The organism is Rhodococcus sp. MS16 (assembly GCF_013277795.1).
GTDB lineage: Bacteria > Actinomycetota > Actinomycetes > Mycobacteriales > Mycobacteriaceae > Rhodococcus_F > Rhodococcus_F globerula.
In genome coordinates, this window is record NZ_VBTM01000001.1 from 887289 (window position 1) to 902787 (window position 15499).

Sequence of the window (15499 nt, forward strand, 5' to 3'; positions counted from 1 at the left end):
ATCTACCTGCTGAACGGATGGTCCCGGACCCCGATCAGCACACGGCAATCAGGTGAGACCAGCCAGAAATTGTTGTCAGCCTGGATTTCGAACAGCCCTTCATCGATGCTGACCAGCGTCCGTGGGTCCCATTGCGCGAGGGACTGCCGAATTGTGGTGTCGACGTCGGAAGTCAGCGCATGGATACGCGCAAACGCCTGACGGACCCGCACCGTCAGATGCACGGAAGCCGGGTCGAAGGTGTTGGCAAAGTCCTCCGCCAACACCGGCGGACCGATTTCCGGGCGTGGCACTCCCGGACCGCCATGACTACGACCCGAGAAACGCGACTTGACCCCGCTCTTGACCTGCTCCCACGTCCGCTCACGGTGGATCGTCGAATATCCCGTAATCGTGCCTCGATCGGGCGAGAGCACGACGTCGAAACCGTTGCGCGAGAGCCGCAGGTAACCGCCACTCGACGGTCTGCGGGCAGACGTCAGCAGGAAATCCTCGAGCATGTTGCGCAGTTGAAACTCCGCTGCCCGCTCGTCTCCGCCGTGGTGGTAGCGAAAGCTGTCCGTGGCGCGCACCGTAACCCGCACGTCGTGGACATCCTCGACCGAGATGTCGCCGACCGGTAAGTCTCGAGACATGCGGATGTGTTTGGCCGTGCCGTGTGGAACACCGACCGATTCGGGCGCGCCAGACTGCTCGGCCCGCAGAAATCCGTCACACTCGTCCGCGCGGCACCAACCGTCGACGTACTCGGTCTGGTTGGTGCAGCGGACGCCGTCCCGTCGGAAACGTGTGCAAACTGACATTCCGCCATTATGGGTCGAAGGACCGACAAACTCGGGTAACTACTCCCCTTCGAGCTCACCTTCAGTTTCGAGATACACCTGACGCAACCCGTCGAGCGTCTTCTGCTCCGGGTGCTCCCACATCTTGCGCTCAGCAGCTTCGAGAAGTCGTTCGGCGATACCGTGCAATGCCCACGGGTTGGACTGCGTCATGAACTTCTGGTTCTGCTCGTCCAGGACGTAGGTTTCGGCCAGCTTCTCGTACATCCAGTCCGCAACAACATTGGTGGTGGCGTCGTATCCGAAGAGGTAGTCGACGGTGGCTGCCATTTCGAACGCACCCTTGTAACCGTGACGGCGCATCGCGTCGAGCCACCGCGGATTGACAACGCGAGCGCGGAACACGCGCGCCGTTTCCTCCGAAAGTGTCCGTGTGCGAACCGATTCCGGGCGGGTGCTGTCGCCGATGTATGCCTCGGGCGACTTTCCGGTCAGCGCACGCACGGTTGCGACCATGCCGCCGTGGTACTGGAAATAGTCGTCGGAATCCGCGATGTCATGCTCACGCGTGTCAGTGTTCTTGGCCGCCACGTTGATTCGACGGTACGCGCTGCGCATGTCGTCGGCGGCGGGGATCCCGTCGAGGCCGCGGCCGTACGCAAAGCCGCCCCACGTGGTGTACACATCGGCCAGGTCGTCGTCGCCGCGCCACGTCTTGGAGTCGATGAGTTGCAGCAGACCAGCGCCGTAGGTTCCGGGCTTGGAGCCGAAAATACGCGTGGTTGCACGTCGCGCGTCTCCGTGTTCGGCGAGGTCTGCCTGGGCGTGGGCGCGGATGTAGTTCTGTTCATCCGTTTCGTCCAGCGCTGCGACCAACTGGACAGCGTCGTCGAGGAGCGCCAAGACGTGCGGGAACGCGTCGCGGAAGAAGCCGGAGATGCGGACTGTGACATCGATGCGCGGGCGGCCGAGTTCTTCGAGGTCGATGACCTCGAGGTTGACGACGCGTCGGCTGGCTTCGTCCCAGACGGGGCGAACACCGAGGAGTGCAAACACTTCTGCGATGTCGTCGCCTGAGGTACGCATGGCGGCGGTACCCCACACGGACAGCCCCACCGAGCGCGGGTACTCGCCGTGATCGGCCAGGTAGCGCGCGGCGAGAGACTCCGCCATTGCCTGGCCGGTCTCCCACGCCAATCGCGAGGGAACTGCTTTGGGATCGACCGAGTAGAAGTTGCGACCAGTGGGGAGCACGTTGATCAATCCGCGCAGCGGTGAGCCACTCGGACCGGCCGCGATGAAACCGCCGTCGAGCGCGTGCAGGACCTGCTTGATCTCGTTGTTCGTCTGTCGCAGGCGCGGAACCACTTCAGTGGCGGCGAACTGAAGGATCTTCACGACGGTGAGGTCGTCGCTGAGTTCTTCTGCCGCAGCAGGATTCCACGCGGCTTCCGACATCGCGCGAACCAGAGCGTGCGCCTTTTCTTCGATGTCGTCGACGCGATTACGTGATTCGTCGCCGTCTTCGCTGAGTCCGAGAGCCTCGCGCAGACCTGGGACGCTCTGCTCGCCGCCCCACATCTGGCGTGCCCGCAGCATCGCGAGGACCAGTTCGATCTCGGCGTCGCCCTCGGGTGCGCGGCCGAGAATGTGCAGACCGTCGCGGATCTGGACGTCCTTGATCTCGCACAGCCAGCCGTCCACGTGCAGGAGCATGTCGTCGAACACGTCTTCTTCGGGACGTTCGGCAAGTCCGAGGTCGTGGTCCATCTTGGCGGCCCGCATCAGGGTCCAGATCTGCTGGCGGATGGCCGGGAGCTTGGACGGGTCCAGCGCGGAGATGTTGGAGTGCTCGTCGAGTAGTTGTTCGAGGCGGGAAATGTCGCCGTAGCTTTCGGCGCGGGCCATCGGTGGGATCAGGTGATCGACGAGCGTCGCGTGCGCCCGACGCTTTGCCTGGGTTCCCTCCCCCGGGTCGTTGACCAGGAACGGGTAGATAAGGGGCAGGTCACCGAGAGCGGCGTCGGTGCCGCAGTTGCTGGACATGCCGAGCGTCTTGCCTGGCAGCCATTCGAGGTTTCCGTGCTTGCCCAGGTGAACAACCGCGTCGGCACCAAATCCGCCGTTGTCCGGGGTTGCAGCGATCCAGCGGTACGCGGCGAGGTAGTGGTGGCTCGGTGGCAGATCAGGATCGTGGTAGATCGCGACAGGCTTTTCACCGAATCCCCGCGGCGGCTGGACCATGAGCACGATGTTGTTGAATCGCAGTGCCGCAATGACGATTTCGCCGTCCGGGTCCTGCGAGCGATCGACGTACAGCTCGCCGGGCGCTTCGCCCCAGTGCTCCTCGACACCGCTGCGCAGATCTTCAGGCAGGGTGGCGAACCACTCGCGGTATCGCGCCGCCGAAATACGGATCGGGTTGCCCTCGAGCTGCTCGGCCGTGAGCCAGTCGGGATCCTGCCCGCCTGCGGCGATCAACGCGTGAATCAGCGCGTCGCCATCCTTGGCGGCCAACCCGGGAACCGAGTCCGGTCCGTCGATGGGTCCGAGATCGTAACCAGCGCTACGCATTTCGGTGAGCAGGTCGATTGCGCTGGCAGGTGTATCGAGGCCAACGGCATTGCCGATGCGAGCGTGCTTGGTGGGGTAGGCCGACAGCATCAAGGCAACACGGCGCTCCGGCGTCGGAATATGACGCAACTTGCCGTGACGCACCGCGATGCCGGCCACGCGGGCTGCGCGCTCCGGATCAGGCATGTATGTGGACAGTCCGTCGGAATCGATTTCCTTGAACGAGAACGGCACCGTGATGATGCGCCCGTCGAATTCGGGGACCGCAACCTGCGTCGCGACGTCGAGCGGCGACAATCCGTCGTCGTTGGCATCCCAGGTGGCGCGGCTGCTGGTCAGGCACAGTCCCTGCAAGATCGGAACGTCCAATGCGGCGAGTGCTGCCACGTCCCACGCTTCGTCGTCGCCGCCCGCGGATGCGGTGGCCGGCTTGGTTCCGCCGGCCGCGAGAACCGTCACGACCATGGCGTCGGCGCGGCGAAGTGTGGTCAGCAATTCGGCTTCGGCGCTGCGCAGCGAGGCGCAGTAGATCGGGAGCGCGATGCCGCCGGCATCGGCAATCGCGTCGCAGAGCGCCTGGACGTAGCGGGTATTCCCGGCGAGGTGCTGGGCGCGGTAGTAGAGAACCGCGATGACGGGACCACTGTTGTCGCTGATGTCGGGGGCAAATTCAGCGATTCCCCACGACGGCAGCCGCGTCGGGGCCTCGAAGCCGTGACCGGTGAGCAGCACTGTGTCGGACAGGAAGTGGTGCAGCTGCGCCAGGTTGTCTGCGCCGCCCTCGGCCAGGTAATTGTGCGCTTCAGCCGCAACGCCCGGGGAGACAGTCGAGCACTCCATGAGGTCGGCATCAGGCGCGTGTTCGCCGCCGAGCACCACGACGGGCAGGCCACTGGCCAGGACCATGTCCAGACCGTCTTCCCAGCTCCGACGGCTGCCGAGGATGCGCACGATCACAAGATCGACGCCGTCGAGCAAGCCGGGTAGATCCTCGGAAACCAGCAGCCTGGACGGGTTTGCCCAGCGATATGAAACGCCGTCTCCGTTGTCCTGGCTTGCGCGAGCGCTCAGCAGATCGGTGTCGGACGTCGAGAGCAGAAGAATCACAGGTGAAACCTTCCTGGGGTTTCGCGCCCCGTGAAAAAGATCTTTCATGGACAGCAGTTGAGGGTCTGACTCGTGTTTACGAACGGAAACACTTCCGCTTGTACACACTCACAGTGGCGCGACCGCACCGGAATCTCACCGGTTTCCTCACCTGCTGTCACTGGTTGACCGTGATGCTACCGGTCGCGGGTCTGTGCTCTGCACGGTCGTACCCTTGAACCATGTCCACAGACCGTTCTCAGCCAGACGCGTGCCCTGGAGCGCTGCAGGTCCACCAGGCCGCAGACGGCCCGTTGGCGCGCGTGCGCCTACCCGGCGGCGCTTTGGCTCCACACCAATTGCAAACGCTGGCCGAGGCTGCCCGCGACGTGGGCAACGGTCAGATGGAACTCACCTCACGTGGGAATATTCAGCTCCGAGCCGTCAAGGACCCCCGCGTATTCGCCGAACGGATCGCGTCCGCTGGTTTGCTCCCCTCGGCGACGCATGAGCGGGTTCGCAACATTCTGGCGTCGCCGCTGTCCGGCCGAATCGGGGGTGTCGCCGATGTGCGTGAGCTGGTTCGCACTCTTGACGCGGCGGTGCAGTCGGACCCCGCGTTGGCGCAGCTACCAGGGCGAACACTCTTCACACTCGACGACGGCCGCGGCGACATCAGCGGTCTACACGGCGATTTCGGACTGCACGCCCACAGCGAATCCGAGCACTCACTCGTCCTCGCGGGGCATCGCACGAACCACCTTGTCCATGTCGACGACGCTGTGCCGATGCTCCTCGACGCTGCGCACGCGTTCCTGAATCTTCGGGACAAGCACTGGCGACTGGCCGAAGTGCCAGACGGAATCGCTCGAACGATCGATCATCTGGGCCTTTCAGCGGAATTTGCCGGTGCCGTCGACCTCGCCCCGGATGCGGGGCCGTCGATCGGATGGCTCGAACAACGCGACGGAACCGTCGCATTAGGCGGCGGACTCCGCTTCGGACTCCTGGACGCACGACTCGCCGAATTCCTCGCCGCCATCGAAAAACCTGTGGTCGTGACGCCGTGGCGCTCGATCATGATCTTCGATCTCGACGAAGGCGCAGCCGAGCAGGTGGTGCGAGTTCTCGCTCCGATGGGCTTGATCTTCGACGAGAATTCGCCGTGGCTCGACGTCACAGCCTGCACCGGAAGCCCTGGATGCGAGAAGTCGCTCGCCGATGTCCGGGCGGACGCCATCGAAGCCGTCGAGCAGGGCTCACTACCGATCGAAGGCCGGCAGCACTGGGCGGGCTGTGACCGTTCCTGCGGGCGCCCCCGCGCGAAAGTAGCCGACGTGATTGCGACGACCGACGGTTACCGGGTGAATCAGACCGATCGGTGATACCTCTATCCTGTGCCCCATGATCGAGTACATCCGTGACGGCGCAGAAATTTATCGCCAGTCCTTTGCCACAATTCGGGCCGAAGCCGACCTGAGCCGTTTTCCGGCGGATGTCTCGCAAGCTGTTGTGCGGATGATCCATGCGAGTGGTCAGGTCGACCTGGTCGACGACATCGCGTTCACACCCAACGTCGTCACCGTCGCGAGGGCTGCCCTGCGAGCGGGTGCGCCGATCTTCTGTGATGCGAACATGGTCGCCGCCGGCATTACCCGTAAGCGCCTGCCCGCCGACAACGACGTGATCTGCACACTGCGCGATCCGCAGGTTCCCTTGCTGGCGAACACAATCGACAACACACGCTCTGCTGCGGCTATCGAACTGTGGGGCCCGAAACTCGAAGGCGCCGTGGTCGCGATCGGCAATGCGCCGACCGCGCTGTTCCATCTCCTCAACCTGATCGAGGCGGGCGGACCGCGGCCTGCTGCTATCGTCGGCGGACCCGTGGGATTCATCGGATCCGCAGAATCCAAAGAAGCGCTGATCGGACACCCCAGCGGCATAGAACATTTGATACTGAGAGGCCGACGCGGCGGCAGTGCCGTCACCGCGGCTGTCGTCAATGCGATTGCGAGCGAACAAGAATGAGCGAAGGCAAGTTGTGGGGAGTCGGCATCGGACCCGGCGATCCGGAGTTGGTGACCGTCAAAGCTGCCCGAGTGATCGGCGAGGCCGACGTCATCGCATTCCATTCCGCGCGGCACGGTAAGAGCATTTCCCGCGGGGTTGCTGCTCCGTACATGCGCGAGGGCCAGATCGAGGAACACCTCGTGTATCCCGTCACGACCGAAACCATCGACCATCCGGGTGGGTACCAGGGTGCGATGGACGAATTCTACGAAGCCGCAGCCGAAAGGTTGGCCGTCCACTTGGCCGCCGGACGCACTGTGGCACTACTCGCCGCGGGCGACCCACTGTTCTACAGCTCGTACATGCACATGCACAAACGCCTGGCGGATCGTTTCGAGGCCGAGGTCATCCCCGGTGTCACCTCCGTCAGTGCCGCGTCGGCCGCACTCGGAAAACCCCTGGTCGAAGGTGACGAAATCCTCACCATCCTGCCCGGAACCTTGCCGCAAGCGGAGCTCACGCGACGCTTGAAGGAAACAGACGCCGCAGCGATCCTCAAGTTGGGCCGCACCTTCCCACCGGTTCTGCGCTCACTCGAGGACGCCGGCCGACTCGGCGAAGCGCACTATGTCGAGCGAGCCAGCACACCTCGCCAGCGCGTCGACGCTGCCGCCGACGTCGATCCAGCGGGCGTGCCGTACTTCTCCATCGCCATAGTTCCCAGCCCGTCGAACAATGCAGCGACGCGCGAAAACACCGCAGGTGAAGTGGTTGTCGTCGGCCTCGGACCCGGCGACACGGCATGGACCACACCTGAAGTGGCGCATGAACTTTCACTGGCCACAGACCTTGTTGGATACGGCCCGTACGTCGACCGCGTGCCAACCCGCCCCGGACAGCGCCGCCATTCCAGCGACAATCGCGTCGAATCGGAGCGGGCAGCGATGGCCCTCGACCTCGCCAAGAACGGCGCCCGCGTGGCCGTCGTCTCGTCCGGCGATCCCGGTGTATTTGCCATGGCTGCAGCGGTACTCGAGGTGGCAGCCGAAGATCAGTGGAGCGGCGTTCCCGTCCGAATCCTGCCCGGCATGACAGCGGCAAATGCCGTGGCCAGTCGCGTCGGAGCCCCGCTGGGTCATGATTACGCCGTGCTCTCCCTCTCGGATCGGCTCAAGCCCTGGGAAGTGGTGTCGCGTCGCATCTCAGCGGTCGCCGCGGCAGATATGGCTTTTGCCGTCTACAACCCGGCGTCAAAATCCCGAACGTGGCAGGTCCAGGCCATGAAGGATTTGGTACTCGAGCACCGCTCCCCCGAAACTCCGGTCATCATCGGCCGAGATGTTGCCGGTGCGGAGGAATCGGTGCGCATCGTCACGCTCGGCGATCTCGAACCGTCCGAAATCGATATGCGCACGTTGCTGATTGTCGGATCGTCCATGACAAAGGTTGTGGATACCGGTTCCGGCCGACAGGTGTTCACGCCGCGTCGCTACCCCTAACCTGATTGTGAAGGATTTTGTTCGCTCAGCGAGCAAAATCCCTCACAACCACTGCGCGGATGTAGCGCCGGGTCACCCACGCCTGCACCAGACGCCCGATCGGCGCACCCAACCGCACCCACCAGGTACCGGGCTTGGAGAATGCCGTTATCTCGAGGCGAACCTGATTGCCGAGTTCGTCGAAATGGACAATGAACGACTCTTCACCGCACTCGGGATGACCACGGCGCGTGCCGTACGCAAATCCGGCCCGGTTCGGCTCGTCGACCACGTAAACAACGCGGACGGGCACCAATATCGGTCCGAAACCGAAAGTTGCGTCTTCGCCGGTCCTGGCGGTGTCACCGGCAGCTTTTACCGTCAATCCAGCGCCGCGATGCATCCCCCACGTCATGACAGCGTTGGCCGCTGCCTCGAAATCGGCGCGGGTAGTACCGACCACCGCACGCTCGCGCACGTGGTGATAGCCAACGGGCAGTAGGCCACCTGTTGCTCCGATTTCGGAGTAGGTCAGCGGTTCCTGGTCCACGTCAGCAGTGTGGCACAGCTAGGCGGCAGCGGGTTCCCATCGCGCCTTCACGAGTCGGTCGATGTCACCCACGGCCGGCCCGGACACGATTCCCGGTAGGAGCAACTGCCACATCTCGTCGACACGTTCGGTGAGATCAGTGCGCCGGGTGATCACGTTGGACACCAGTTGAACTCCGGTGAACGCAGCCGGAATGAATCGCCCCAAAGCGGCGACGTCCACCGACGGCTTGATCTGGCCGCTGTCCTTCGCTTGCTGCACGAGTTCGGTGCATGCATTGATCCAGTCTGCGTACGGCTCGACGGGACCTTCGAATGTGCTCAGTTCCAAGGTCAATCGAATTCCGGCTCGGACGATGGGCTCCTCGACGATCTGCCGTGCCATCTCATGGGTGAGCATGACCGTTTTTTCGAGCGGAGTCGCCGACGTTGCGGATATCGCCTCGACCGACTCGATGGACATGCGGTGCTGTTCTGCGATGACAAACTGTGCCAGTTCGTCTTTCGATGCAAAGTGGAAGTACAGGGCGCCCTTCGTGGTGCCGGCGCCCTCCACGATGTCACTCATGCTTGTGCTGCCGTACCCGGTCTTTTCGAATTGTGCTGCCGCGCCGGCGACGATCTGCTGCCGCGTCAGCTCGGCGCGTGCTTGCTTGACCACGAGAACTCCTCTCTCACTCGAGGGTCCCCCGCAAACCCTCTTCCGGTTTGCACCCCAATCGGGCTATACCCAGAATGATCTCAACTCCCCCAACTAACCAGCAGTGAATTGTCAGAAAATATTTCGCAAATACATAACTCCAGGTGAGGGATGAATCACAGGTGAGATTCGATTCGTCCGGAGGCGCTTTCGTCGACCCGGGCACGGTCGACAAGCTCGCCGACCATGGCAGTCAATTCCATCATCTGATGTGTAATCTCGTCTCGCAGTAGTGCTGTCTCGGCTTCCGACACAGTTCCGGAGGCGGTGTCGATCGACATCAACAGTTCGATATTCGTTCGCAATGCCGTCAGGGGTGCCAGCAAATCCTGTCCGGCATCAGTGATCAATCTACGCTGACGCGCCCGTGATTCCGACAGGGTGCCCAGCATTCGGTTGAAACTGACAGTCAGCGAGGCCAACTCGTCGTCACCCGTGACTGGTATCGGTGTGAGATCGTCCGTTGCGGCAACACGTTGTGTCGCCGCGGTCAATCGTGCGATCGGCCGTAATCCTGTGCGCGCCACAGCATCTCCTGCGGCATAGGCCAACGCTATACCCGCGGCACCGAGCGCAGCCAGCACCACCGCAAGTCGCTTCAAGACGGAATTTGTCGGCCCGAGCGATTGCGCGACGATCAAAGTCTGACCCGCGACCGACGGCGTAACCAACACCCGATACGAATCCAAGGTCGCAATGGTGGACCCGGAAGCTTTGTGGGCCAGGGATTTGATTGCCTCACCGCTGGTACTGAATGGTGGCAATCCCGGTGTTGCCGTCACCAATGCTCCATCGGTCGTCACCAATCCCACAGCCTGGATCACTGCGGTATCGGCGCCGGCTGTCAGTCCCAAAACCGGTGTGACACCACCGAAGTTGACGGTATCGGCAATTGCGTCGGCTGTTCGCTCCAACTGACGATCGACGTTGCCTTGAAGGTAGGCGTTGAATACGAAATACACCGAAGCGGCAGACGCGATCACAGCAATCGCCACCAAGCCCGCAGTGAGTACTTTCACGCGGGCGTGGAGAGTCCGGACACGAATTGTCGAACGCTTCCGACGCCCGAGTGCGGGGACGGACACCCTCATAGGCACCCTCGGCGTGTTGGACCCGTTCCTGACATAGGTCCAGTATGTTCCGCGAACCTTAGACGAACCTGAACCGCGTGCCCCCGAACTTTCACGTAACTGTCGATTCGAGCCACGCTGCGGCGGCAGAAGGCGAGTTGAAGCTTTCCACGCCCTCCGGTGCCGGTGGGCGCTCCACCACGATCACCGGCAAGCCCAGTTGCCGAGCGGCAACAATCTTGGCGTACGTCTGGTCACCCCCGCTGCTCTTGGTCACTACAACGTCGATACCGCGGCGGCGCATGAGTTCGCGCTCCGATTCGACGTCGAACGGCCCGCGCGCCAGGATCAGTTCGTGGGGCGCAGGCATGGCGCCCGTCGGCGGATCAATGGACCGCACGAGAAAACTCACGCCACTGACCTTCGCAAACGCAGAAACTCCTTGCCTACCAATGGTCAAGAACGCTCTAGTGCCCAACACAGGGACCAATTCCGCAGCATGGCTGAGATCGCGAGCCGGAAACCATCGGTCCTGTGGGTGCTGCGCCCACGACGGCCGCTGGCAGACAGCAAACGGAATCTCGCAGGTGCGAGCCGCCAGATGAGCATTAGCCGTGATACGTGACGCAAAGGGGTGCGTCGCGTCGAGCAACGCCCGAATATCGTTTTCCGCTAACCACCCCGCGAGGCCTTCGGCGCCACCGAAGCCCCCGACGCGAACCTCGCCTTCAGGCCAGCGCGGGTCGCGGACTCGGCCGGCGAGCGACGTGACCACCTCGAGGTCCACCGAATCCGCGAGGCGGGCGGCAATCTCGCGTCCCTCGCCGGTTCCTCCGAGCACAAGAACGCGGGGGCGGGCGTTGTGCACGGTCAGTGTGTGACCCGCTCACGTGCGGCCGAGTACAGGTAACTATCCGGGAACCCCTCGGCCGTGAGCACGCGTCCGACGATGACTACGGCAGTCTTGGTGATGCCGGCCTCGTGAACCTGACGCACTATCGAACTCAACGTTCCACGCACCACGATCTCGTCGGGGCGCGACGCAAATGCGACCACCGCGACCGGGCAGTCGATCCCGTAGTTCTCGGCAAGCTCGTCGGCGATCTGCTCGATGCGGTGCGCGCCGAGATGAATCACCATGGTCGAACCACTGCGTCCGAGTGACCGGAGATCCTCACCTTCGGGCATCGCTGTCGACAGCGTCGACACTCGGGTCAGCACGATGGTCTGCGATACGCCCGGAACCGTCAATTCACGGCCCAGTGCGGCCGCTGCAGCGGTAAATGCCGGAACACCCGGCACCATGTCGTATCGGACTCCGGCAGCGTCCAGCCGTCGCGCCTGCTCGGCTACCGCACTGAAGATCGACGGGTCACCGGAATGCAACCGCGCTACGTCGTGTCCCGCCGAATCCGCTGCGACGAGCAGCGCGGTGATTTCGTCGAGGCTCAATCGAGCGGTATCGACCACCTGCGCGCCGGCCGGGCAGTATTCGAGCAGTTCCGCGGGGACGAGGCTGCCCGCGTACAAGCACACCGAACTTGCTGAGATGATGCGCTGCGCGCGCACTGTGATCAAGTCGGCAGCACCGGGACCAGCACCGATGAAATGAACGGTCATTGAGCGTCTTCCTTTGTGTGATCGGCATCTGCACCGGCAGTTGCCTCTGTTTTTGTGACCGACCACTGCACGACGGGCAGTTGGGGTCGCCACACGTTGAATGTTCCCAAGGGCTCGGCCCGCTGGATCTGCAACCGACGCAGCGTGCCGCCGAATCGGGTGAACCACTCCAGGAGCAACGCTTCCGATTCTGCGGTAACGGCGTTGGCCACCAGTCTGCCGCCGGCCTCGAGGTGGTCCCAGCAGGCGTCGAGCATTCCGGGTTGCGTCACACCCCCGCCGACAAAGATGGCATCGGGTGTGCGAGTCACCTCGGCAAACGATTCGGGCGCGCGCCCGAGGACATCGAGGCTCGGCACACCCAAGGCCCGCGCATTACCCTCGATTTGGGAGATCCGCGATGCCGCCTGCTCGAATGACGTTGCGGTGCAACGTGGGTGGGTGCGCATCCATTCGATCGCGACAGTGCCGGACCCGCCGCCGACATCCCACAAGTATTCACCGGGAGCCGGGGCCAGCGCACAGATCGTCAGCGCGCGGATCTCCTGCTTCGTCATCTGACCGTCACCGCTGTATGCCGCGTCGGGCAATCCGGGCACGCGCGTCAGACGGTGCGGTGCGCCCGACACAACACATTCCACGGCAAGAACATTCAACGGGTCGACATCTGCGGCGTCGACATCCCACTGGTCAGCCCTGGCAACGGTTCGTGATTCGTGCGCTCCACCCAACTGTCCGAGGACAGTGATCATGGACCGACCGAAACCGGTGGAGGTCAGTATTTCTGCCACCTCACCGGGTGTGGCCCTGCCGTTACTCAGCACCAACAACCGCGCACCGTTGGTGACGGACGGCAAGACGGTGGTGGCATCACGGTTGACCAGGCTCACCAACTCCGCATCGGCCGACGCCCATCCCATGCGAGCACTCGCCAGAGCAATCGACGACGGGTACGAGATCACCCGAAGGTTGTCAACACCCAACACACGCACGAGTGTGGCGCCGATCCCGTGGAACATCGGATCGCCGCTGGCCAGCACACATATCCGAGAGCCCGCGTGAGCGTCGAACAGTCCGGGGAGCGCCGGGAGCATCGGTGTGGGCCAGGCGATCCGATCGGCCGAGGAGCCGTCTACCAATGGGATCAGGTCCAGTTGACGCGAGGAACCCATCAACACCTGAGCGCCGAGCACAGCGCTCTTCGCCGAGTCCGACAAGCCCTCCCAACCGTCAGCGCCGAGACCGACGACAACAACGGGTTCGTCGGCGGTCATCGCGGCATCCGCCGCCAGATCGATTGTGGGAGAAGTCGCATCATGAAGAAAACTGGTTGGAGGATTCGCGGAACCCACACCCGCGTTGCGCCGGACTGCAATCCCCGAACTACCGCGTCGGCGACCTGCGCCGGTGTGCTCGACATCGGCGCCGGCTTCATGCCCTCGGTCATCGAGCCGATCACAAAACCAGGCCGGACAAGCAGTAGTTGAATTCCGCTGCCGTGCAACGCATCTCCGAGGCCGCTGGCAAAGCCGTCCAGGCCGGCCTTTGCAGAACCGTAGACGTAATTTGCGCGGCGCACCCGGACACCGGCCACGGACGAGAAGACAGCGATCTTGCCGCGGCCTTGTCGTTTCATCAAGTCCGCGAGAAGAGTCAGGATGCTGACCTGCGCCACGTAATCGGTGTGAACAATTGCAACGGCATGAGCGGCGTCGGTTTCCGCGCGGGCCTGATCACCCAGGATTCCGAACGCCAGCACCGCGACGTCGATCCGGCCGTGCGCTCGGGCAACCTGTGCGAGGAAGTCTGCATGAGTGTCGGTTGCATCGGCATCGAATTCGACGGCTGTCACGGCTAGGGCGCCCGCGTTCGTCAGCATCGTGCGTTGCTGTTCGAGGTCGCTGCTGCGCCGCGCCGCCAGCACGATTCTTCTGCCGGGGGCCAACCGGACGGCAATCTCCAGACCGATTTCGCTTCGCCCTCCCAGCAGGAGGACCGTCTCGGCATCTTCAGTGTTCGCACCCGCAGTCACTGCACCAGTGTCCTCGATTACCGTCGTGGCATGACCATCACCCCCTCCGCACCCGCCGCGCTCTCCGACGACGGTCTGGCGTTCGTGCGCGAATACCATCTCGCCACCCTGACAACTCTGCGCCCGAACGGCACACCGCACGTCGTGGCCGTGGGATTCACGTGGGATCAGGAAGCAGGAAAAGCACTTGTCATCACCAGCGGCGGATCACAGAAAGCCGTCAACGCCGCCCGGGGTGGTTACGGCGCCATCAGTTCTGTCGACGGTGGACGCTGGCTCACCCTCGAAGGTCCGGCGCGCGTGCTCGACGACCCTGAATCCGTGGCCGACGCCGTTCAGCGCTACGCCGAGCGGTACCGCCAGCCACGGATCAATCCGGCGCGGGTGGTCATCGAAATCGACGTCACCCGCATTCTGGGAACGGCCGCATTCAAACCCGCGGCCGAAGAGCTGACCAGCTAAAGGATCGTCAAACCGTGCGGACGGTTGTTGAACGACTCGCAACCGTCCGCGGTGACAACAACGATGTCCTCGATCCGGGCACCCCAGTTGCCCCGGAAATAGATTCCCGGTTCGATGCTGAAAGCCATACCCTCGGCCAGTTCGATGCTGTTGCCCTCCACGATGTACGGCTCCTCGTGGACCGACAAGCCGATCCCGTGGCCTGTGCGGTGAACGAACACGTCGGCCAACCCTTGTGCAGCGAGCACGTCGCGCGCAGCGGCATCCACGAATTCCGCCGACACGCCGGGGCGAACAGAGTCCACAGCCGCCTGCTGAGCCGCTTCGAGCACGGCAAACTGGGCAGCAACCTCGATTGACGGCTTCCCCATGCTGTACGTGCGAGTGGAATCGGAGTTGTATCCGGGCTCCACCGGCCCGCCGATGTCGATCACCACAATGTCGCCGCTCTCGATCACCCGATCGGACACCTCGTGATGCGGATCGGCGCCGTGCGGACCCGACCCCACGATGACAAATGCCGCCTCGGTGTGACCTTCCTCGAGAATCGCTGCTGAAATCGCCTCGCCGACTTCGGCTTCCGTCCGTCCCACAACGAGAAACTCGGCCATCCGTGCATGCACACGGTCGATGGCCTGACCGGCGCGACGGAGCGCGTCGACCTCCGCGGAGTCCTTGACCATCCGCAGCTCACGCAGCACGCCCGTAGCAAGAATCGGCAACGAACCAACAGCATCCGCCAACGGAATCAAATGCAGCGCAGGCATCGCATCCGTGACCGCGACCTTCGCGCCCGTCGGCAATTGACCAGCGACAATGGCATACGGATCAACACCGTCCACCCAGTCCAGCACGTCGAGACCAAGATCCCCGACCGCCGATTCCTTCAACGACGCCAGTTCCAGCCGAGGAAGCACCACCGACGCCCTTGCTCCGTCGGCAGCGATCACCAGGGCCGTCAACCGTTCGAAAGAATCCGCACGGGAGCCCGTCAGATAGCGCAAATCCGGCCCCGGCGTGACCACAAGACCGTCCAGACCAGCCGCGCTCGCCAACTCCGCGGCGCGGGCAATACGAGATTCGTAGACGGCTGAGGGGAAACGTGAACCATATTCGGCGGGAGAGGTCATGGC

Annotated in this window: 14 protein-coding genes and 1 riboswitch; of the genes, 4 read left to right on the forward strand and 10 right to left on the reverse strand. The window is 63.4% G+C overall.

Going from position 1 to position 15499, the window contains the following annotated elements:
- Nucleotides 1-2 precede the first annotated feature (2 nt).
- Nucleotides 3-803 carry a hypothetical protein gene (locus FEZ60_RS04030; protein WP_172935563.1) on the reverse strand — a complete coding sequence of 267 codons (801 nt, stop codon included), beginning with the start codon at nucleotides 801-803 and terminating at the stop codon, nucleotides 3-5.
- Nucleotides 804-842: 39 nt separating this feature from the next.
- A complete protein-coding gene (cobN, locus tag FEZ60_RS04035; protein ID WP_172935564.1) occupies nucleotides 843-4463 on the reverse strand; it encodes a cobaltochelatase subunit CobN in 3621 nt (1206 codons plus the stop codon).
- Nucleotides 4464-4526: 63 nt separating this feature from the next.
- A riboswitch (cobalamin riboswitch) is annotated at nucleotides 4527-4610 on the reverse strand.
- 74 nt (nucleotides 4611-4684) lie between these two features.
- Here cobN and cobG point away from each other — a divergent pair.
- Genes cobG through cobJ form a run of 3 tightly spaced genes read left to right on the forward strand, consistent with a single transcriptional unit; the run spans nucleotide 4685 to nucleotide 7954 of the window.
- Nucleotides 4685-5827: a precorrin-3B synthase gene (cobG, locus tag FEZ60_RS04040; RefSeq protein ID WP_095886349.1), complete on the forward strand. Its 1143-nt coding sequence runs from the start codon at nucleotides 4685-4687 to the stop codon at nucleotides 5825-5827.
- Between the two features lie 19 nt (nucleotides 5828-5846).
- Nucleotides 5847-6473, forward strand: coding sequence for a precorrin-8X methylmutase (locus tag FEZ60_RS04045; RefSeq protein ID WP_033231973.1), 627 nt, complete (start codon nucleotides 5847-5849; stop codon nucleotides 6471-6473).
- Nucleotides 6470-7954, forward strand: coding sequence for a precorrin-3B C(17)-methyltransferase (gene cobJ / locus FEZ60_RS04050; protein WP_033231972.1), 1485 nt, complete (start codon nucleotides 6470-6472; stop codon nucleotides 7952-7954). The genes FEZ60_RS04045 and cobJ overlap by 4 nt, the downstream gene beginning before the upstream one ends.
- Nucleotides 7955-7979: 25 nt before the next feature.
- Here the strand turns inward: cobJ and FEZ60_RS04055 are convergent, their stop codons facing one another.
- The 7 genes from FEZ60_RS04055 to FEZ60_RS04085 form a co-directional block, all read right to left on the reverse strand.
- Nucleotides 7980-8483 carry a DUF1990 domain-containing protein gene (locus FEZ60_RS04055; protein WP_261984556.1) on the reverse strand — a complete coding sequence of 168 codons (504 nt, stop codon included), beginning with the start codon at nucleotides 8481-8483 and terminating at the stop codon, nucleotides 7980-7982.
- An 18-nt stretch (nucleotides 8484-8501) separates the two neighbouring features.
- The gene (locus tag FEZ60_RS04060) at nucleotides 8502-9143 is read right to left on the reverse strand and encodes a ScbR family autoregulator-binding transcription factor (protein ID WP_033231970.1); all 642 of its coding nucleotides are present in this window, start codon (nucleotides 9141-9143) and stop codon (nucleotides 8502-8504) included.
- A gap of 155 nt (nucleotides 9144-9298) precedes the next feature.
- Nucleotides 9299-10201, reverse strand: coding sequence for a HAMP domain-containing protein (locus FEZ60_RS04065; protein WP_257013015.1), 903 nt, complete (start codon nucleotides 10199-10201; stop codon nucleotides 9299-9301).
- Nucleotides 10202-10364: 163 nt separating this feature from the next.
- Complete coding sequence (locus FEZ60_RS04070; RefSeq protein ID WP_116103377.1) at nucleotides 10365-11120, reverse strand: cobalt-precorrin-6A reductase; 756 nt, start codon at nucleotides 11118-11120, stop codon at nucleotides 10365-10367.
- 2 nt (nucleotides 11121-11122) lie between these two features.
- Entirely contained in the window at nucleotides 11123-11872 is a 750-nt protein-coding gene (cobM, locus tag FEZ60_RS04075) for a precorrin-4 C(11)-methyltransferase (RefSeq protein ID WP_092807761.1), read from the reverse strand.
- Nucleotides 11869-13146, reverse strand: coding sequence for a precorrin-6y C5,15-methyltransferase (decarboxylating) subunit CbiE (gene cbiE / locus FEZ60_RS04080; protein WP_116103378.1), 1278 nt, complete (start codon nucleotides 13144-13146; stop codon nucleotides 11869-11871). Before cbiE ends, cobM begins: the two co-directional genes overlap by 4 nt.
- On the reverse strand, nucleotides 13143-13904 hold the full coding sequence (locus tag FEZ60_RS04085; protein WP_346343323.1) for an SDR family NAD(P)-dependent oxidoreductase: 762 nt from the start codon (nucleotides 13902-13904) through the stop codon (nucleotides 13143-13145). The genes cbiE and FEZ60_RS04085 overlap by 4 nt, the downstream gene beginning before the upstream one ends.
- Nucleotides 13905-13934: 30 nt before the next feature.
- On the opposite strand from FEZ60_RS04085, the gene FEZ60_RS04090 reads away from it, so the two are divergent.
- On the forward strand, nucleotides 13935-14366 hold the full coding sequence (locus FEZ60_RS04090) for a PPOX class F420-dependent oxidoreductase (protein ID WP_172935566.1): 432 nt from the start codon (nucleotides 13935-13937) through the stop codon (nucleotides 14364-14366).
- Here the strand turns inward: FEZ60_RS04090 and FEZ60_RS04095 are convergent.
- On the reverse strand, nucleotides 14363-15496 hold the full coding sequence (locus tag FEZ60_RS04095) for a Xaa-Pro peptidase family protein (RefSeq protein ID WP_095887864.1): 1134 nt from the start codon (nucleotides 15494-15496) through the stop codon (nucleotides 14363-14365). The two genes, FEZ60_RS04090 and FEZ60_RS04095, sit on opposite strands and share 4 nt — an antisense overlap.
- Between the last annotated feature and the right edge of the window lie 3 nt (nucleotides 15497-15499).